The organism is Austwickia chelonae, assembly GCF_003391095.1.
In the GTDB taxonomy this organism is placed as follows: domain Bacteria; phylum Actinomycetota; class Actinomycetes; order Actinomycetales; family Dermatophilaceae; genus Austwickia; species Austwickia chelonae_A.
The window spans coordinates 1,104,021-1,123,115 of sequence record NZ_CP031447.1; the positions used below are offsets into that span (position 1 = coordinate 1,104,021).

Below are 19,095 nucleotides of genomic sequence, written 5' to 3' on the forward strand. Positions count from 1 at the left end.
GAGTCGTCCGCACTGGCTTACCGGTGCGGACGACTCAGTCCTGGTTTGATGCGGTCTGCTCTGGCCCGGGGGTACCAGCGCTGCTGGAGCGACCTTGGGTCTGGTCCTCCTGGGAGTCGTAGGAGATGTAGTAGGTGGGCCGTCCTTGCAACATGGTGTACATACGGCCGACGTATTCGCCGAGAACCCCCAGACACAACAACTGAACGGCACCTACGGCCGAGACCGCGACCACCGTTGAGGTCCATCCGGCAATGACATGGCCCAATGCTCGAGCCACCAGGGCATAGACGAGGACGCCCAGCGCGGCGACGCCACCGAGCAGCCCGCACCATGTGGCGAGGCGTAAGGGCGCCATCGAGTGTCCGGTAAGGCTGTCGACAGTGAGCGCCAGCATCTTTCCTAGTGGGTACTTGGATGTTCCTGCCGCTCGAGCAGCCCGTTGGTAAGGGACAGAAGCGCTCGGAAAACTGAGAGTGGGGACCACCAGGCGTAGCACCCGGTGCTGTTCGGGCAGGGCATTGACCGCATCCACCGTGGCTCTGCTCATGAGGCGATAGTCGCCTGCCTGGTCAGGGACATCTCCTCCGGCGGCTGCGCGCATGATCCGGTAGTAGGCCTGCGCGGTCCGGCGTTTGAAGAGGGTGTCACTGCTGCGGTCGGTGCGCACTCCGTAGACGACGTCGACCTGGCTGTCCTGGGCGGTGTGCAGCATGATCGGGATACTTTCGGGAGGGTCTTGGAGATCGGCGTCGATGGTTACGACGTAGTTCCCTCGAGCACGCATCAACCCCGCCGATATCGCTGCTTGATGCCCGGCGTTGGCTCGTAACCGAACGATACGTAGCTCCGGCCATTCCCGGCGAAAGCGTTGGAGAAGGACGGGCGAGGCGTCTGAGGAGCCATCATCAACGGTGATCACTTCGTAGGGGGCGTTCAAGTCGTCGAGGACCGGGCGCAGCCGCTCGACCAGTAGCGGAAGGACAGATTCCTCGTTGTACACGGGAACGACTACCGTGAGGACGAGGTCGTCCACATACTCCGGGGGATCGGTCGGGGCAGGCATGCCAGCCAGGCTATCCGCCGTTGAGCGCAGGTGGTGCCCCCTGAACGGACCGCCTCTTGTTTGTGTCCTGCAGCGGACCCACCGGATCTGCGTCGACGGGTAGTCTGTCCGCCATGTCGATGACGTCCGTAGCGATGATGGTGTCCGGTTCAGGTGGCCACGGACACGAGCCCGTATGGGACCTTCCGATCCCGGCGTGGTCCTATGGTGCGATCGCGTTGGCTGCTTTCATGCTGCTGTTGTTCGTCACCTGGTGCTTCCGCAACGCGGGGCATACCTTGATGGAGGCGTCGGACGTCGTCGCCCATGGGCAGGGTTCTTCGGACGGGTCGACGCGGGATGGTCACGGCTCGACGCGCTGAGGAAGATCATGCGAGTAGGAGTGATGGGTGGGACCTTCAACCCGATCCATCACGGGCACCTGGTGGCGGCCAGTGAGGTGCAGCATTTGCTAGAGCTCGACGAGGTCGTCTTCGTGCCGACAGGGCAGCCTTGGCAGAAGGACAAACAGCTCTTGGCGTCTGCCGAGCATCGATATCTCATGACGGTGATTGCGACGGCCTCCAACCCGCGGTTCTCGGTGAGTCGGGTTGATATCGATCGGGAAGGTCCGACTTACACGATCGATACTTTGCGGGATCTGCGGCGGGAACGTCCTGAGGCCGAGCTTTTTTTCATCACGGGCGCAGACGCCTTGGCGCAGATCTTGTCCTGGAAGGACGCGGACGAACTCTGGCATCTGTCGCATTTTGTGGGTGTTACACGGCCAGGACATGCGTTGTCGGTGACCGGATTGCCACAGGAGGGCTTGACGCTCACTGAGATCCCCGCGATGGCGATCAGCTCCACGGATTGCCGTGACCGGGTCGCCAAGGGGGAGCCTATTTGGTATTTGGTGCCTGATGGTGTGGTTCAGTACATCGGCAAGTACCGTCTGTATCGGACGGATCTGTCGCCGGAGCCTGCGGTGGCGCACTTGTCTGATCTTTCTCGGTGACTTCCGAGATTCCAGCCCACAGCCGCATCCACGTGCGGCGACATCAGGAGGAAAACTGCCCGTGTCCGCCACTGAGCAATCCCGACAGCTGGCCCAGGAAGCGGCGGCTGCTGCTGAAGACAAGCTGGCCATCGACATCGTCGCGCTGGACGTCAGCGAACACCTGGCGCTCACCGACATATTCCTGGTGGCTTCGGCTCCGAACGAGAGGCAGATCAGCGCCGTCGTTGACGCGATCGAGGAGAAAATGCACGCGCGCGGGATCAAGCGTGTACGTCGCGAGGGTGAGCGTGAAGCTCGCTGGGTTCTGGTCGACTTCGGTGACATCATCGTGCATGTCATGCACCAGGAGGAGCGGGCTTTCTATCAGCTCGAACGACTGTGGAAAGACTGCCCCCATGTGCCTCTGGTGCTGGGGCCCGAATCGGCAGATGTCGAGTCCGTCGACGCGACCCGATGAGCCAGGGCGCGGAGTCCGCTAGCGCCCCTCGCCGTCTCGTCATCCTCCGTCATGGGCAGACCGATTTCAATGAGCAGGGGATCTGGCAGGGACATCTCGACACCGAGTTGAACAAGCGGGGGATCTCCCAGGCAGACAGCGCGGCTACAGCACTGAGTTTGCAGGGTTTCGACCACATTCTGTCGAGCGATCTGGCGCGCGCTAAGCGCACTGCCCAGATCGTCGCCAAGGCCTGCGGATTGGAGGTCACCTGTGATTCACGACTACGGGAGATCCACGTGGGCTCCTGGCAAGGGCTGGACTCCGTAGGGGTAGAGAGTGTCTTCCCCGGCGTGCAAGCGCGTCTCGCCGCTGGTGAGGACCTGGCGCGGGGGGGCGACGGCGAGCGGGTAGGCGATGTCGTTCTGCGGGCCCGGGCGGCAGCGGACGACCTGCTCTCGGTTCTCCGGCATGGGGAATCTGCCTTGGTGGTCACGCACGGTGTATGCGCGCGAGCATTGGTCGCCGACCTTTGCGGGATGGACCAGCGCACGGCCTGGATGTCCTTTGGTGGTTTGGCGAACTGCGCCTGGGCAGAGCTCGTGGAAAGATCGGGCCGTTGGCGGCTGGCGCGCTGGAATGTCGAGGTCTCCGCTCTGGGGCGGCCGCTGCGAGAGGGACACGGTTACTGAGCGCGATTCTCGGACCTCTCGATTTGGCATGTGGCTCGGCTCTGGATAAACTCATCCAGTCCTCGCGATGAGGATGAAGGGGCTGTGGCGCAGTTGGTAGCGTACCTCCATGGCATGGAGGGGGTCAGGGGTTCGAATCCCCTCAGCTCCACCAGAAGCGGTCAGGGCCCTCACGGAAACCCGTGAGGGCCCTGACCGCTTTCTTTTGAAACCTTTAAGGGTGTTGCGGTCTGGAAGAATTTCCCGACCGCAACACTAGGTCAGTGTCCGAGCTCGGTGAGCACTGAACGCAGGTCAGGCTCAAGCTCACGGTTGTAGGGAAGCTTGGAGAGCAAGCTTCCCATCATGCAGGAATCAGTCAGCGCGGCTGCCATGAGCCCGCAGCCGATCGCGCCGGAGAGCCACTTGGCCCGAGGGATGAATGTGCTGGTCACGATGCCGCTCACGACAAGCCCGCCAGCGACCAGGCGAACTTGGCGTTCCAGATCCCACCTTCCTTCGCCCTGGACCACCGGTGCGCCTTCAGCCATCCAGGTGGTCATTCCGCCGGTGAGCACGTGCAAGCGGGACAACCCCGATGCCGCCAGGATTTCCTCGGCCTGACCTGCTCGTCGATCCGTGCGACAGATGAGCACGCTCTGCTGCCCCAGCGCTTCTGTGAGCTCTTCCTTGTGGTCTTTCAGGAGGGGCAGTGGGACGTTGAATGCTGTCGGGATATGTGCGCTCCGGAATTCTGCGGCGGATCGGACATCGATCAGCAGGGGCCGGTCGGCACCGGTGAGCCAGGAACGCAAGGTGTCGACATCGATCCGGGTAGGCAGATCGATGTGGACGGCTGGGTCGGTGACCGGGTGGATCTGAGGGTGCTGTTCGGCGGTGACGGTCATGTGGCCCTTTCTGCTGGTCCCGATGGATTCGGGAAGTGGAGTCGCGGCTGGTGACTGCGGAAGCGGGCCACGAGTCGGACAGGCGAATGCTCGCCACTGTAAATACCCCCAGGGGTATTTACAAGCAGGCTCGGATTTCCCCGCTTCAGCCGGAACGGAACCTGCGCGGACGGGAGCGCCACTCCCCGGGAAGGAGCGGGCCTGGCGTTGGCCACAGCGCAGCCCGTAGCCGATCGGTCTTTGTGCGATGACGTGCAGCTTCATCCACGATCAGGCCTGCATCGGACCTGAACGTCCGAGCAACACCAACGTCGTGCACCCTCTTGTCGTCTGAAGGCGCATATCGGAAAAGCTCAACTGCCAAAGCCATCCGGGAAAGAGCGTCCTGCGCAGGCGAGTTCAGAGGTATATGGGCCTTGAGTTCGCGATGAAGGGCCCTGGGCGAAGCGGAGACAGGGACCAAGATTCCTAGATCCCGTAGACGCTCCGACATGATGTCCCATTCCACGCCGACCTCGCACCCAGGGGAGAGTCGTCGGCGCCGATGCCAACGTGACCAGGCTGCTGGAAAAGTCCGGATCCCGCCGATGCCGATAGCTGTGACGGCACCGATGACCCAGAACCACCATCGGTGCTTCCGGCTATTGACGGAGCCGTCGGACTTCATCACGCCCGTTGCTGGTACCGATGCTGACGGCGTCGGCGAGACAACCGGGGACTCCGGGGAGGGTGATGCCGCCGAGGTGATGGGTGGAACGACCTCTTCGGCCCGGTTCCAGGCATAAGTCGGAGGGAAGACGTCCCGGGCGGCAGGGGTTGGCTCGAAACGTAACCATCCCAGCCCCTCGAACCTGAGCTCGGGCCAGGCATGGGCGTCCGAGGAAAGGACGATTCGGTTCTCCCCTTCGACGCGACCCGGACGGAAGCCCGAGACCAACCGCGCTGGAATTTCCGCAGCACGCGCCAGCATCACCATCGCCGTAGCGAATTGGACGCAATAACCTCGTCGGGAGGTGAGGAACCGATCGAGCGCAGTACGCCTCACGGTGGTCTCGTTCATGCCCTCCGGAGGGGGCTCGAGGTCGAGGGAGTAGGTGAAACCTCCTGCGCGACGTAGCCACTCCTGTATGCGGACCGCTTTGTCATACGCTCCTGCTGAGCCGGCAGCAGCTTCAGCCAGGGCTTGGTGTAACACCGGCGTGTCGACCTCAGGAGGAAGCTCCAAGGTCTCAGGAGGCGCGTCCTCGGCCGCTATCGCCGTACTCAGATGCGCATTGGTAGGAAGCGCTGTCAAATAACGAAACTCATATGATCGAGGAGGAGCGTCCACGACGGGAACCTCTGTCCTGGTGTCCAAGGCCCAGCGTGCGCCCACCACCGTGCCGGAAACGAGTGCAGGTTGAGCCGCGATGTGTGGGGCAGGTAAGGAGGCCTCCTCCACCTTCAGATGGGACTCCTGGAAAGCGAGATCCGACCAGCTGGCCGCAGGATCCGGGAGCACCGGACGGCGGGAAGGCGGTATGCCCTGGACGGCTGAGGACCACCGCCCGTCCTGATAGACGTGAGCCACATCTACCCGCAGCGGAGGCTGTCCCGGATCGTCAGACCGGTAGCGGAGAACTGGAGAGGGATCGCTACTGCGTAAGCTCTTCGACATGTCTGAGTAGGGAGAGAAACCCATGGTGGCCTTCCCCGAATAGCCTGGCACGGACAAGCGATCGGCCAGACGCGAGGGCGGCAGGTGCGGAAGGCTGCCCGAGGCATAAACTCCGGCCGCAGAAGCCGATATCACGCAGACCCCGGCGAGTGCAGCCCGAGGTAGCACGGCAGATCTTGGAGACGGCACCGAAGCGCGGCGCCCCCTGGGGGTCTTCTGCCCACCGCAGAGCATCATCACCCACAGTAAGAAAGGCCACGCGACATCTGTGCTGGACATGGTGCCTGATGCGTTGATGGCCGGCACGAGCAGCGGGAGAAGCAAAGGTACTCCAGCCAATGCCGGCATCCGAGCCCCCGCTGCCAGGACGTCCACCCACCAAGCCACAAGGCTGATCGCAACGGTGACGAGGAAGGAAACCGCTGTCGGGGTCGGCGCAGGAATCGGATGACCGGCCAGGACACGTGACCCTTCGAACAGATAGTCACGCCAGATGAGCCAGATGGATGGCGTGGGGACGAATCCTCTGGTCAAAGACCCTGGAGCAGGGAAAAAAACTGAAATGGCAATGACCATGATCGCGAGCTGAAGGGGAGCGACCACGGACAGCCTGTGTAGGAATATGCGGAGGAAGACCCCGGACAAGGCCACCGTCATCACGATCACCTGGACTGGGCTGCGCCAAGGATCATCGATGAAGAGAAAACGCAGTGGGTAGGAGGCGAACAAGACCGTGACAGCTCCCAAAGCAGCCATAGCCGGGGCCGGCCTCAAGTCGGAAAGGCCGCCTCTCGTCACCGGACGCCTCGTGTCATGTTCTCAGGGTTCTCGCTCCGACGTAGGCCGCGCCATACCTCGGTCGGTGACATCCCCGGCCTTACTCCCACGGTATGCCAGCCACCTGCGGTGGCATGGGCGCAACAAGCTTCGATCAGAGGAGAAGCGGCGGTTTTACTGCTCTTCGTGAAAGCAGCGACATCCAGGAAAACAGCCGACCCGACAAGGCCAGGGCGGAGGAGTTCCAAGGTAGGTCGGCCACCGGCTGGGCTCTGATCTCCGGCGACGAAGACGACGATTCCGCCGCTTTCAGGCAGGTGGAAGTCCGACCCCGGCAGGAGTGAGGGCATCGGCGGAGTCTCTTTCCGTGCACCCGGCTCCGGTCCTGGTTGCACGGTTGCCAGAGCGAGCAGAAGCTCGGATACGGGCAAAGGACCCGCTGCGCCGTCTGTATCAGTAGAGCTGCCAGCATCGAACAGAATAAGGTGCAGCCCGAAGCCGCGACTGTCCAGATGGGTCGCCACCGATGCCAGCCAGGAAACAGCCCACTCGAAAGCAGCGCAATCGTCACCCGAGGGAAGGCCCCAAACCTCGGGTGAACAATCCAGAGCGAGCAACGCGCATCGTCGGCGTGGTCGTGATTCGTGCCGGATCATCAGCCGACCCTGACGCGCAGTGGTCTTCCAATGGATACGGCGTAACTCGTCGCCATTGCGGTACTCACGCAGTGAAAGGTCGTATTCCGACCCGGTGAGCATGGTTCCGGGGGTGTCGCCCTCCTTGCTCAGGCCCGACTCTAGATCAGCCTCTTCTGACAGCAGATCGATGGAGGGGAGAACGATGACCTGCGTGGCAGCAGCCGTCTGTATTCGCGAGCGGACCAGTCTGAAGGGATCGTGTTGGTAGACGGCTGTCGGGCCGATCTCGAGTACCCCGCGCCGAGTGGGAGAGAACATATAACTCAAGGTCGTCGACGGCCGTTGCGCGAGGTCCACCTCAGACCAGCGCATCTGACGGCCGACTCCCCAGGGTGCCTTCTCGATGACGGTGACTTGGGTGCGGCCGCTGAGATTTGTTGCGGTGAGCGCCAGCCGTACTGTGCCGTGACCACCCACGACTGCATTCTCTCCGGAGAACCGACGTTCTAGATTGAGGCGTGGACGCAGCAGCACAGAGGCGAGAGCGCTCAGCGGCGGTAGAGCCAAACAGGACACTCCGATCTGAGTGAGTGGCCGTAGACCGAGTGCCATACCGCACATCGTGATCACCAGGCCTGCAGAGAGCAGTGCGACTGCGCGGGAGGTGAGGAAGAACAGCCGCGGACGGTCTGGTGCGACAGCCCGGTTTCGCCGGGAGGTCATGACTTGTCGACCGGGATGCGTTCCAGCAGATCCATCAAGACGTGACGAGTATCGACACGTTGTCGTTGAGCCTGCCCGGAGAGCAGAACCCGATGCGCGATCACAGACAGGAATATGTCCTGAACGTCATCGGGAACAACGTAACTGCGATCGCGGATCGCGGCACGGGAACGGGCTGCTCTGAGTAGATGAAGGCTCGCTCGCGGGGACGCGCCCAACCTCAGCCGTTCATCGTTTCTGGTGGCTGAGACGAGTTCTACGATGTATCGCTGGACATCGCGCCCGGCGTGCACTCTTCCGGTTGCCTCGATGACGCGATTCATCGTCAATGGGTCAGTGACCGCACGCAGACCGGACAGCGGCGAGAGGGCGCCGTGTGACTCCAGCATGAGACATTCGGCTTCTTTTGAGGGGTACCCCATCGAGAGCCGAGCCATGAACCTGTCCCGTTGAGCTTCGGGCAGGGGGTAGGTGCCTTCCATCTCGACAGGATTCTGCGTGGCGACCACGAGAAATGGCTGGTCCAGGACATAGGTGCGTCCGTCGACGCTGACCTGTCCTTCCTGCATGCATTCAAGGACTGCTGACTGGGTCTTGGGAGATGCTCGATTGATCTCATCGCATATCACGACATGGGCGAAGATCGGGCCTGGCCGAAACTCGAAACAGCGGTCGTCGGGAGTGAGGACGCTGATCCCGGTGATATCGGAGGGAAGTAGATCTGGAGTGAACTGGATCCGGCTCGGCTTAGCTCCGATCGCTATCCCAAGGGCTGTTGCCAAGGTGGTCTTGGCCATGCCGGGGACATCCTCGATGAGCAGGTGTCCCCCAGCGAATAAAACGGTCAAGGCGATGTCGATCGCATGGTCCTTACCGGTGACCACTTCGGTGACCGCTCGATAGATCGCTCTGGCCGTCGTCGGTACCAATGTGTCATCCGACGGTGGTACGGGAGAGCTGCCGACCAGGCGTGCGGATAGTCGATCAGATGACTGATGGGGCACAGATCCTCCTCGGCGGTCTTCATTCCCATTGTGCGCACCGGAGGCAGCCTGCGCTCAGTAAGCGAGACGAGGTCTGAGGCATGCACCACTTTCCTCCACGTTGCCGCCCTCCCGGACAGCTAAAGGAGAAGTTGTTTACGTCATTGCTGATAGAGCCCCCAGTCCAAAACGTTCTAAATGCGAATTTCCCACCTTGAGTCCTGAACTTCTCCACCTGTCTGATCTGCGAAATCAACGGAAATGGAGCAGCCGCGCTCGGCGAGTGCGTTGACGGTGGAGCGAAGTGGAGTATCGTGGAGGAACAGGGTGGGCGGGAGTATTTCTTCGGGGGATCCCACTCTGATCGTCCGGACGGGAGGTGCGTATCGCGATGTTCCTCGGTACACACACGCCCCGGATCGATGACAAAGGACGGCTGATCCTTCCGGCCAAATTCCGTGAACGGTTGGCATCCGGCCTGGTGGTAACACGCGGTCAGGAACGTTGCCTCTACGTCTTTCCTGCTGATGAATTCAGCCGGATCGCCGGTGATCTGAGGGCCGCGCCTGTCACTAGTAAGTCTGTGCGGGACTATCTGCGAGTGCTGCTCTCCGGAGCCTCGGACGAGATCCCCGACAAACAGGGCAGGGTCACCATTCCGGTGTCCTTGCGGGAATACGCAGGGTTGAGTCGTGACGTGACGGTCATCGGCGCGGGCAGCCGCGTCGAGATCTGGGACAGCGCAGCTTGGCAGACCTACCTGTCGGAGACCGAACAGGCCTTCGCAGACCAGGCCGAGGAGGTGGTTCCCGGGTTGCTGTGACCGCGCGGTCGTCATGGATGGTCGGACCGCAGTGATGCGGGCCCTGTCTTGTGGTCTCTCCCCGCTCTCAAACAATCCCGGGATACTTCCCCGATCTCGGGCCTGAGCGGTGGGAGACCGGATGACAGGGCTTGTCGTGTACATCGGGGGCGGCGCAACGACACCCGCCATGATCGCTTCGGCCGGGGAACCCTGTCATGTCAGGACTCTCCCGTCGGGCGAGTGAACGAGAGGAGCACAGTGAGCTTGTCGGCGTCGGAACGTCATATCCCGGTGATGTGCGCGCGCATCACCGAGTTGCTGGCCCCTGCACTCCAGGCCTCGGGCAGTGTCTATGTCGACGGCACTCTCGGCATGGGAGGGCACACCGAAGCTGTGCTGACCGCCTGCCCTAATGCTGTGGCAGTCGGTATAGACCGGGATCAGCAGGCTTTGGCCGAAGCACGGGAGCGGCTGGCGTCTTTCGGTGAGCGCTTCGTCGGGGTGCATGCGCGGTATGACCAGATCGATGAGCTGGTTCCTGAGCTGACGGGAGGGAAGGTCCAGGCCATTCTGTTGGACTTGGGTGTGTCCTCTCTCCAGCTCGACGAAGCCGAGAGAGGTTTCGCCTACCGCATGGACGCGCCTCTCGATATGAGGATGGACCTGGGGCTGCCACTCACCGCGGCAGATGTCCTCAACGGTTACACCGTCGATGAGTTGACCAGGGTCTTGCGTGAATACGGGGAGGAAAGATTCGCCTCGAAGATCGCTCGGTCTGTAGTCGCTGAACGAGAACGTGAGCCTTTCGAGAACTCCGGAAGACTCGTCGAGCTGCTCTATCGGGTCATTCCTGCAGGATCTCGCAAGACCGGTGGACATCCGGCTAAACGAACTTTTCAGGCTCTGCGGATCGAGGTCAACGGCGAGCTGGAGTCCTTGGCCCGAGTCCTGCCTCGTGCGGTCGAGTCCTGCGCGCTGGACGGACGCATCGCAGTCCTATCCTATCACTCTCTGGAAGACCGGATGGTGAAGAAGACCTTTGCTCAGGGGTTGGCAGACACCTCTCCGCCGGACATGCCGGTACAGCTTCCTCAGCATGCTCCTTTCCTGGCTTCACTCACCCGCGGAGCCGAAACAGCGGACGACGATGAAGTCGCCCGTAACCCTCGATCGGCGTCGGCCAAGCTTCGCGTGGTCCGGCGCATCGCACCGACCCCTCCCGGGCGGTTGAGCGACGACTCCCACGCCGACCTCTCGCCGCGGTCGCGGCACCAGAATCGACGGAAGGGACAACCCCGATGAGCCAGACAGCCGCGACCGCTCGCACCACGGCGAGACCGACCCGACGGCCAGCTCCGAGTCGGCCGAGGCTGCAGGTGGTCAAGCCGCTTCCTCGCAGGCGTAGCAGCCTTCCTTTCGCGCTACTGTGTTCCTTCATCCTGGCTGGAGGGTTGATGGCTGTGCTGCTGTTCAACCTCTCCCTTTCGCAGGGCGCTTACGAGATGCACGAGTTGCAGTCCCGTTCTTCGATGGCCTCCGACCAGGAAGGAGCACTGCGGGAGCACCTTGCGGCGGAATCCGCCAGCGGAAAATTGGCTGAACGTGCAGGCAAGATGGGGATGGTCCCGGCAGGGTCTGCGGTTTTTTTGAGCCTTCCCGACGGCAAAGTGCTGGGAGTTGCGCCCAAGCAGCCGGTTAAAGATCCGCTGCGAATCGCAGGCGACCGTTTGTCTTCAGGACAAGGAGAAGAACCGGCATCCCGGCCGACCCCGAGCCGGACTTCTTCAGGTCATGGGGCATCGCCACAGGCTGGAAATATGTCTGAGACGCCGGGCAGGCTCGAGGAGAGCTCGCGGCGGAGTACCGAACAAGGACGATGATCGATGGGTACCCGACGTGAGCCCAAGCGTGGGCAAGGGGCGCCACGCAACTCGTCTTCCTTCCGAGCGCATGCAGCAGCTGGGCGTCGAACAATTTCTGCAGCCCAGGCTCGTGCTGTGGGGGCGATGCGCCCTACGGAACCTCCTCTGGCGCCAGGCCGGGTTCCTGACTACCGACCCAGGATGGGGAACAACCGCAGGCGAGCCAGAGCTTTGTTCATCGCGACGCTTTTCGTTTTCAGTATCTTCGCGGTGCAGCTTCTGCGACTTCAGTGGTTCGAGGCAGGAAGCATCGCCAAGGGAGGCCGCGATCAACGACAGGGGACGACGAAGCTTCCTGCGGTGCGCGGGCAAGTCACCGATGCGCATGGCGTGGTCCTGGCGCAAAGCATCGAGCGGTACACCGTGGCTTCATGTCCCCGCGATGTGCGTTTCTACGGGCAGAGCAAGGACCCGAAGAAACGTCAGATGACCGGGCCCGAGGGCGCCGCGCAGGAGCTGTCTCCGTTGCTGGGTATGTCTGCTGAGCAGCTCCTTCCCTTGCTCTCCGGTACTGAGAACGAGTGTTACAAAATCGTCAAGAAGGGCGTGGAGCCGCTCCAATGGCGGAAGATCGCTGAGCGTGCGATACCGGGGATCAGCGCGCAGATGACGCAGGAGCGGCTCTATCCGGGCGGTTCTGCGGCAGCTCCGCTGATCGGTTGGGTGGGGAACGAGGGCGAGGCCAGGAAAGGTCATGGTGGGGGCCTCGAACTTCTGATGAACGAGAAACTCACGGGGAAGCCTGGTCAGATGACCGCTGAGTACTCCGTGAATGGACGGGTCATTCCCATGGGGGAGAGGGAGCTTCGTCCTGCGATCCGTGGGCGAGATGTGCGCCTGACGATCGACAACGACTTGCAGTGGTACGCCTATAACGCGATCGCGGCTCAGGTCCAAGCCAGCAAGGGTGATTCCGGCTACGCCGTTGTGATGGATAAGAAGGGGCGGATCCGCGCTGCGGCCCAGTACCCGGCTTTCGATCCGGTGACCCGTGCGAAAGGCTCCCGGTTCGATGCACTTCCGTTCACTGATGTCTTCGAGCCAGGGTCGACGGCCAAGGTGATGTCGATCGGGGCTGCTCTGAACGAGGGGCTGATCGACCCCACATCTCAGTTCGTGGTGGAGAATCGGTTGCCCCGCGCCGACCAGCAGTTTCGAGATGCTCATGACCACGCGACCCTTAACCTGACCTCGACGGGGATCCTTGCGGTCTCCAGCAATATTGGCACGATCCAGATCGCGGAGAAGATGCCTGCGGAGAAACTTGAGTCCTACTATCGATCTTTCGGTATGGGAAAGACTTCCGCAGTCGGCTTCCCCGGTGAGTCCGATGGTCTGATGCCACGCACCGACAAACTCAGTGCTTCTCAGCGGTACACGATGATGTTCGGTCAGGGGTTCTCGCTGACCGCGATGCAGGACATCGGGGTATTCCAGACCGTGGCCAATGGCGGGGTCCGGATCCCGGCGACCTTGGTCGAGGGGAGCGCCGACGCGGAAGGGCGATATGTCCCCTCGGTGGAGCCGGAGGGCGAGCGAGTCCTGTCGGAGGATGCCAGTAAGACTTTATTAAAGATGATGGAGAACGTCACCAATGTTGGTGGCACTGCAGTAACTGCTGAGTTACCTGGGTATCGCGTCGCTGGGAAAACAGGTACTTCCGATCGGTACGACGATGCAAAGAAAGGGTATTCCGGGACGACAGCATCCTTCATCGGAATCGCGCCGGCAGATGATCCTGAGCTGATCACCGCTGTCATTGTCCAGAATCCGAAAAATGAGGGTCTGGGTAGTGACCATACTGCTCCAGTCTTCAAGTCCGTGATGACTTATGCCCTGCAGAAACTCAAGATTCCACCTACCGGAAGCTCCCTGGACCCCTTCCCGAACTACTGGGGGGAGCAGGCTTCCAGGAACAAGACGCGGTAGGTTCGACCGGTGAGCAGCACCCTCCGCCCGACCAAGGTTCCTCAGGTTTCAGTTCGACGACTCGCGAGGGAAGTGGGCGCAGAGCTCACACTCGCAGGCGGTCTTCCGTCTCCGGATGTGGGGGCCTGCGGCATCGTCCTCGACAGCCGGCAGGTGAATGCCGGTGACATCTATGCCGGCCTTCCCGGTGAGCATGTGCATGGTGCTTACTTTGCAGTTCAGGCTGCAGCATCTGGGGCTGTTGCCGTGTTGACCGATGCTAGAGGCGAAGCCTTGATGGACGAGGCGGGTGTTGAACTTCCCCGCATCGTAGTTCCCTCCCCGAGAGACCTTTTAGGGGCTTTGTCGGCGCTGATGTACGATCGGCCAGCCGAGGCGCTGACACTCGTCGGGGTGACCGGCACTAACGGCAAGACGACCACCGCGTACATCGTCGACAGTGCATTGCGCGCGATGGATCGCCGCACCGGTTTGATCGGCACTATCGAGACTCGAGTGGGAGAACGCAGCGTGTCATCGGTGCGCACGACGCCGGAGTCCTGCGATCTTCATGCGCTTTTTGCGCTCATGCGTGAGGAACTCGTCGATTCCTGCGTGATGGAAGTCAGCAGCCATGCTCTCGAACTCCATCGGATTGACGGGGCTGTTTTCGATATCGCAGTGTTCACGAACATGTCCCAGGATCATTTGGACTTCCACGGTTCCATGGAAGCCTATTTCACGGCGAAAGCTTCCTTGTTCACTCCTGAACGATCCAAGCTCGGAGTCGTCTGTGTCGACGACGAATGGGGTGCGAGATTGGCCAGGGAAGCTACCGTGCCGGTGGCTACTGTCGCGACTCGTCCTGATGCGGTCGGTGAGGCCCAGTGGACTCTGCGTCCTGAGCCTGAACGAGGGATCGATGCCTTCGCACTGGTTGGTCCGGAAGAGACCTTCCATCTGACAGGGGCTCTTCCCGGAGACTACAACCGGTCGAATACGGCGTTCGTGGCGGTGGCGCTGTCATTGATCGGGTGGTCGAGGACACAGATCGAGGAATCACTCACTGACGGCGCTCATGTGCCAGGCCGGATGGAACGGGTCGACCTAGGCGAGGGAGCCCCGTCGGTCTATGTCGACTTCGCGCACACTCCTGAGGCTGTTCGCGCGACTTTGGGGACCTTGAAGAAGAACACGCGGGGTCGGCTCATCGCCGTGGTGGGGGCAGGGGGACACCGGGACATCGGCAAGCGTCCGCTGATGGGTGCTGCTGCGATGGAGTACGCAGACCTGGTGATGATCACCGACGACAATCCCCGGGACGAGGAACCAGCAACGATCCGTCAGGCCATCGAAGCTGGTGCACAGGAGTTCTGGTCTGCGAAGAAAACACGCGAGGTAGACGGCGCTGCTCCACTCCGGAACGTGGCAGGACGCGCCGAGTGCATTGCAGAGGCGCTCCGGTGTGCAGAACCGCAAGACGTGATCGCGGTACTGGGCCGAGGACACGAGAAGAAACAGGAAATCATGGGTGAGTTCGTGCTCTTCGACGACCGTATCGCCGTGCGAACGGCTTGGAACAAGGTGGCTCATCCGTGATCCCGTTGACACTCTCCCGGATCGCAGAGATCACGGGGGGCCGCTTGTCTGGGGAAGCTGCCGCTGCGATCGTGATCGACGGTCCGATCGTCACAGACAGCAGAGAGGCCCGGCCTGGTTCCCTGTATGTCGCCCGTGTGGGTGAGCATGCTGACGGGCACCGTTACGTCGGCCAGGCTGAGCAGAACGGTGCCCTGGCTGCGCTGGTCACTGAGCCGGTCGAGGAGCTTCCCTTTGTCCAGGTCACGGATGTTCAGGAGGCTTTCGCGTCGCTGGCATCTGCCGTCATCACCGGTATCCCAGAGTTGAATGTCGTGGGCATCACCGGTTCTTCGGGGAAGACTTCCACGAAAGATCTTCTTGCCGCAGTGCTGGAAGAGAACGCGCCGACCGTGGCCAATGTCGGCTCGCTCAACAGCGAGGTGGGTGTGCCACTGACCGTTTGTCGTGCGACGCCACAGACCAAACATCTCATTTTGGAGATGGGTGCCCGGGGCCTTGGCCATGTGCGCTATCTGACGGATATGACCCATCCGCGGATTGGTGTGGTCCTCAACGTCGGCAGCGCTCATGTCGGGGAGTTCGGGGGGATCGATACGGTCGCCATAGCCAAGCGAGAACTGGTCGAGACGCTGCCTGTGGACGGAGTCGCGGTACTGAACGCCGATGACGTGCGTGTGGCCGAGATGGCGTCACATACTTCGGCACGAGTGGTGTTCACCGGTCGATGCGCGTCTGCCGATGTCCGGGCGATCGATGTCTCGATGTCCGCTGAGGGGACAGCCTCCTTCCTTCTCGTCTTCCCGGAAGGGGAGGCGCAGGTGGACCTGAAGGTGCTGGGCGAGCACATGGTTGACAACTGCTTGGCTGTTGCCGCTGTCGCCAGGGAGTCTGGTATGGATGTCCGACAAGTGGCGACAGCACTTGGCCGGGCGCACCTGGCCAGCCGGTGGCGTCTGGAGCGTCATGACCGTCAGGACGGCGTGACCGTCCTCAACGATGCTTACAACGCCAACCCTGACTCCCTGGCAGCTGCCCTGCGGACCCTGGCCGTCATGGGATCTAGTCGAAGGACTTGGGCTGTGATCGGGGAGATGCTCGAGCTGGGTGACGGGTCCAGCCAGGCTCATTACGACAGCGGAACGCTGGCGGTTTCCTTGGGCGTGGACCATGTGGTCGCCGTAGGCGTTGGTGCTTTTCCTGTGGCTGAGGGCGCAGGCGAACATGGCCGCACGGTGGCCGATATCGACGAAGCGTACGAATTACTCACAGCAGAACTTGCACAGGGAGACATCGTCTTGTTGAAGTCGAGCAGGAACAGCGGTCTTCGCCATCTCGGCGAGCGCCTCGCGGAGGAGTCGCAGGCATGAAAACCGTTCTAGCCGCTGCTGCGTTGGCGCTCTTCATCTCTTTACTGGGTACCCCTCTGTACATCAAGTTCTTGGTGAGTCGGGGTTACGGCCAGTTCGTTCGAGACGATGGTCCGACCACTCACAAGACCAAGCGTGGTACCCCCACCATGGGCGGTTTCGTCATCATCGCCGCAACTCTCATCGGTTACTTCGTGGCTCACCTGGTGACGATGCGCAGGTCGGACGGAATCGCTTTCGGGGTGACCCCTAGTGCGTTACTGATCCTGGGCCTGATGACAGGACTGGGGTTTGTCGGCTGGCTGGACGATTACATCAAGATCAGCAAGCAACGCAGCCTTGGCTTGCGTTCTGCGCAGAAACTGTTTGGACAGATTCTGGTGGGAAGTGTCTTCGCCGTGGTCGCCGTCATGATGACGGATATGCGAGGTAACCCATTGGCTTCGATGAAGATCAGCTTTGTTCGGGATCTTTCTTGGCTGGACCTGGCTGTTTTTGGTCCGGTCATCGGGCTGGGGCTGTTCATCCTGTGGGTGAATTTGATCGTGGCGGGGACCAGCAACGGGGTGAACCTTACTGACGGGCTGGACGGGCTGGCCACCGGTGCATCGACCATGGTCTTCGGGAGCTATGTCCTCATCGGTATCTGGCAGATGAACCAGAACTGCCATCCGGTGGCGATGTCTCCGAACTGCTACGAGGTCGCTGCGCCCTACGACTTGGCGATCACAGCGGCGGCATTGGCTGGCTCCTGTTTCGGATTCCTCTGGTGGAACGCGGCTCCGGCAAAAATCTTCATGGGTGACACCGGCTCGTTGGCGCTAGGTGGAGCGCTGGCCGGTTTCGCGATTATGACGCGAACTCAGCTTCTCGTGGTCTTGCTGGGCGGGCTCTTCGTGATCATCACGCTTTCGGTGATCATCCAGGTCGCCTCCTTCAAACTGACTGGCCGAAGGGTGTTTCGGATGGCACCTCTCCAGCATCACTTCGAGCTTCTGGGGTGGGCTGAGATCACCATCGTGATCCGTTTCTGGATCATCGCCGGTGTCTGTGCCGCCCTCGCCTTGGGCATCTTCTACGCCGAGTGGTTCACCGGAGGGCTCGTATGACCTCGCAGAGAACGGACGCAGGTGTTGATCCCTATGAGCCTCGTCCTGGGCTGATCTGCCGGGAAGCAGACTGGTCTGGACTTCGGGTCGTGGTGACCGGTTTGGGTGTCTCCGGTTTTGCTGCAGCTGACGCCTTGTCAGAGCAAGGCGCTGACGTCATCGTGGTCGACGGGTCCAGCGTTGGCGATCGTCTGCTGGAACGGGCTCAGATCCTGCGCGTCCTCGACGTCGATGTCCGGTTGGGGGTTGAGTACGTCCAGACCTTGCCGGAAGACATCGACCTGGTGGTGACCTCGCCGGGATGGAGCCCCTCTCAGCCGCTGTTGAAGGAGGCCGCACTTCGAGGCGTTCCCATCTGGGGAGAGGTCGAGCTCGCCTGGCGGATGCGTCCCCGCGAGGGATCTGCGCCGTGGATCACCGTCACCGGGACGAACGGTAAAACGACCACGGTGAAGATGCTGACTTCCATTCTGGAAGCGGCAGGGAAACGTACCGTGGCTGCAGGCAACGTAGGTACGCCGATTATGGAGGCGGTTCTCGACCCGTCTCCGTACGACTTCATCGTCGTGGAGCTGTCGAGCTTCCAATTGCATTGGCAGCGTTCGTTGTCACCATTAGCTTCCGTGTGCCTCAATGTGGCACCGGATCACGTGGATTGGCATGGCTCCTTCGAGGAGTACGCATCTGCCAAGGCCCGGGTTTACGCGAACACCAAGGCCAGCTGCGTCTACAACGTCGACGTCCCACGAACCGAGCAGATGGTTCGAGATGCCGAAGTGCAGGAGGGCTGTCGCGCGGTGGGGTTCACCCTGGGTGTTCCGGGCCTCTCGATGGTGGGGCTGGTCGACGATGTGTTGGCAGATCGAGCTTTTGTCACCCAACGTCAGACCTCGGCGGCAGAATTGGGTACCTTGGCAGACCTGCGCGCAGGTGAACAAGATCCTGCACCGCATTTCGTGGCGAATGCTCTGGCCGCGGCGGCGTTGGCCAGATCCTGCGGTGTTCCACCTGCGGCTGTTCGTGACGGTCTGGTCTCTTTTCAACCTGATGCTCATCGCATCGCTGAGGTGGCTACGGCTCAGGGAGTGAGCTGGATCGACGACAGCAAAGCGACGAATCCACATGCGGCGGCGGCATCGCTGGCGGCGTACCCTTCGGTTGTTTGGATCGCCGGTGGTCTCCTCAAAGGGGCTGACGTCGACGAGCTGGTCGAAGGCGCGGTTGATCGCCTCAAAGCTGTATTGCTGATCGGTCGTGACCGGGACCGGATCAAGCAGGCCTTGATCCGACACGCCCCGAAGATTCCGTTGGTTGAGTTCGCCGAGACGGACACTGGGGTGATGGGCCGAGTGGTTGCTCGGGCTGCGGAGCTGGCTTCACCGGGCGATGTGGTTCTGTTGGCTCCGGCCGCAGCCTCCATGGATATGTTCGCCGACTACGGTGCCCGGGGGGATGCTTTTGCCGCAGCGGTACGTTCGCTGCTGCTCATCGACGAGTGATGACGTGGTGAAAGGCTCGGGGAA

17 protein-coding genes, 1 tRNA gene and 1 pseudogene are annotated in these 19,095 nt (G+C 61.6%); 13 read left to right on the forward strand and 6 right to left on the reverse strand.

Going from position 1 to position 19,095, the window contains the following annotated elements:
• Window positions 1-34: 34 nt before the first annotated feature.
• Window positions 35-1,066, reverse strand: a complete 1,032-nt coding sequence (locus DX923_RS04860) for a glycosyltransferase family 2 protein (RefSeq protein ID WP_240322747.1) — start codon at window positions 1,064-1,066, stop codon at window positions 35-37.
• A 113-nt stretch (window positions 1,067-1,179) separates the two neighbouring features.
• Here DX923_RS04860 and DX923_RS04865 point away from each other — a divergent pair, with 113 nt between their 5' ends.
• The 5 genes from DX923_RS04865 (at window position 1,180) to DX923_RS04885 (ending at window position 3,348) form a co-directional block, all read left to right on the forward strand.
• Window positions 1,180-1,428 (forward strand): hypothetical protein, encoded by a 249-nt coding sequence (locus DX923_RS04865; RefSeq protein ID WP_162872784.1) that lies wholly within the window; start codon window positions 1,180-1,182, stop codon window positions 1,426-1,428.
• 8 nt (window positions 1,429-1,436) lie between these two features.
• Window positions 1,437-2,063 (forward strand): nicotinate-nucleotide adenylyltransferase, encoded by a 627-nt coding sequence (gene nadD / locus DX923_RS04870; protein WP_116113100.1) that lies wholly within the window; start codon window positions 1,437-1,439, stop codon window positions 2,061-2,063.
• Window positions 2,064-2,124: 61 nt separating this feature from the next.
• On the forward strand, window positions 2,125-2,523 hold the full coding sequence (gene rsfS, locus DX923_RS04875; protein ID WP_116113101.1) for a ribosome silencing factor: 399 nt from the start codon (window positions 2,125-2,127) through the stop codon (window positions 2,521-2,523).
• Window positions 2,520-3,194, forward strand: coding sequence for a histidine phosphatase family protein (locus DX923_RS04880; RefSeq protein WP_116113103.1), 675 nt, complete (start codon window positions 2,520-2,522; stop codon window positions 3,192-3,194). Before rsfS ends, DX923_RS04880 begins: the two co-directional genes overlap by 4 nt.
• A gap of 78 nt (window positions 3,195-3,272) precedes the next feature.
• Window positions 3,273-3,348, forward strand: a tRNA-Ala gene (locus DX923_RS04885).
• A 106-nt stretch (window positions 3,349-3,454) separates the two neighbouring features.
• On the opposite strand, the gene DX923_RS04890 is transcribed toward DX923_RS04885, so the two are convergent.
• From DX923_RS04890 to DX923_RS04905, 5 genes and pseudogenes are all read right to left on the reverse strand, one after another.
• Entirely contained in the window at window positions 3,455-4,081 is a 627-nt protein-coding gene (locus tag DX923_RS04890) for a rhodanese-like domain-containing protein (protein WP_116113105.1), read from the reverse strand.
• Between the two features lie 145 nt (window positions 4,082-4,226).
• Window positions 4,227-5,375, reverse strand: a complete 1,149-nt coding sequence (locus DX923_RS16115) for a transglutaminase-like domain-containing protein (protein ID WP_162872785.1) — start codon at window positions 5,373-5,375, stop codon at window positions 4,227-4,229.
• A gap of 264 nt (window positions 5,376-5,639) precedes the next feature.
• Window positions 5,640-6,494: pseudogene (locus DX923_RS17110) on the reverse strand (DUF3488 domain-containing protein); the annotation flags it as partial.
• Between the two features lie 38 nt (window positions 6,495-6,532).
• A complete protein-coding gene (locus DX923_RS04900; protein WP_116113109.1) occupies window positions 6,533-7,876 on the reverse strand; it encodes a DUF58 domain-containing protein in 1,344 nt (447 codons plus the stop codon).
• Complete coding sequence (locus DX923_RS04905) at window positions 7,873-8,880, reverse strand: AAA family ATPase (RefSeq protein ID WP_116113110.1); 1,008 nt, start codon at window positions 8,878-8,880, stop codon at window positions 7,873-7,875. Before DX923_RS04905 ends, DX923_RS04900 begins: the two co-directional genes overlap by 4 nt.
• 370 nt (window positions 8,881-9,250) lie before the next feature.
• On the opposite strand from DX923_RS04905, the gene mraZ reads away from it, so the two are divergent.
• The 8 genes from mraZ (at window position 9,251) to murD (ending at window position 19,071) form a co-directional block, all read left to right on the forward strand.
• Window positions 9,251-9,682, forward strand: a complete 432-nt coding sequence (gene mraZ, locus DX923_RS04910) for a division/cell wall cluster transcriptional repressor MraZ (RefSeq protein WP_116113112.1) — start codon at window positions 9,251-9,253, stop codon at window positions 9,680-9,682.
• Between the two features lie 240 nt (window positions 9,683-9,922).
• Window positions 9,923-10,966: a 16S rRNA (cytosine(1402)-N(4))-methyltransferase RsmH gene (gene rsmH / locus DX923_RS04915; RefSeq protein ID WP_116113114.1), complete on the forward strand. Its 1,044-nt coding sequence runs from the start codon at window positions 9,923-9,925 to the stop codon at window positions 10,964-10,966.
• Window positions 10,963-11,544 carry a hypothetical protein gene (locus DX923_RS04920; protein ID WP_162872786.1) on the forward strand — a complete coding sequence of 194 codons (582 nt, stop codon included), beginning with the start codon at window positions 10,963-10,965 and terminating at the stop codon, window positions 11,542-11,544. Before rsmH ends, DX923_RS04920 begins: the two co-directional genes overlap by 4 nt.
• Window positions 11,545-11,727: 183 nt before the next feature.
• Window positions 11,728-13,515: a peptidoglycan D,D-transpeptidase FtsI family protein gene (locus DX923_RS04925; protein ID WP_240322749.1), complete on the forward strand. Its 1,788-nt coding sequence runs from the start codon at window positions 11,728-11,730 to the stop codon at window positions 13,513-13,515.
• A gap of 9 nt (window positions 13,516-13,524) precedes the next feature.
• The gene (locus DX923_RS04930) at window positions 13,525-15,093 is read left to right on the forward strand and encodes a UDP-N-acetylmuramoyl-L-alanyl-D-glutamate--2,6-diaminopimelate ligase (RefSeq protein ID WP_116113119.1); all 1,569 of its coding nucleotides are present in this window, start codon (window positions 13,525-13,527) and stop codon (window positions 15,091-15,093) included.
• Window positions 15,090-16,463, forward strand: a complete 1,374-nt coding sequence (locus DX923_RS04935) for a UDP-N-acetylmuramoyl-tripeptide--D-alanyl-D-alanine ligase (RefSeq protein ID WP_116113120.1) — start codon at window positions 15,090-15,092, stop codon at window positions 16,461-16,463. Before DX923_RS04930 ends, DX923_RS04935 begins: the two co-directional genes overlap by 4 nt.
• Window positions 16,460-17,572, forward strand: a complete 1,113-nt coding sequence (gene mraY / locus DX923_RS04940) for a phospho-N-acetylmuramoyl-pentapeptide-transferase (RefSeq protein WP_116113122.1) — start codon at window positions 16,460-16,462, stop codon at window positions 17,570-17,572. Before DX923_RS04935 ends, mraY begins: the two co-directional genes overlap by 4 nt.
• Window positions 17,569-19,071 carry a UDP-N-acetylmuramoyl-L-alanine--D-glutamate ligase gene (gene murD, locus DX923_RS04945; protein WP_116113123.1) on the forward strand — a complete coding sequence of 501 codons (1,503 nt, stop codon included), beginning with the start codon at window positions 17,569-17,571 and terminating at the stop codon, window positions 19,069-19,071. Before mraY ends, murD begins: the two co-directional genes overlap by 4 nt.
• Window positions 19,072-19,095: the final 24 nt, after the last annotated feature.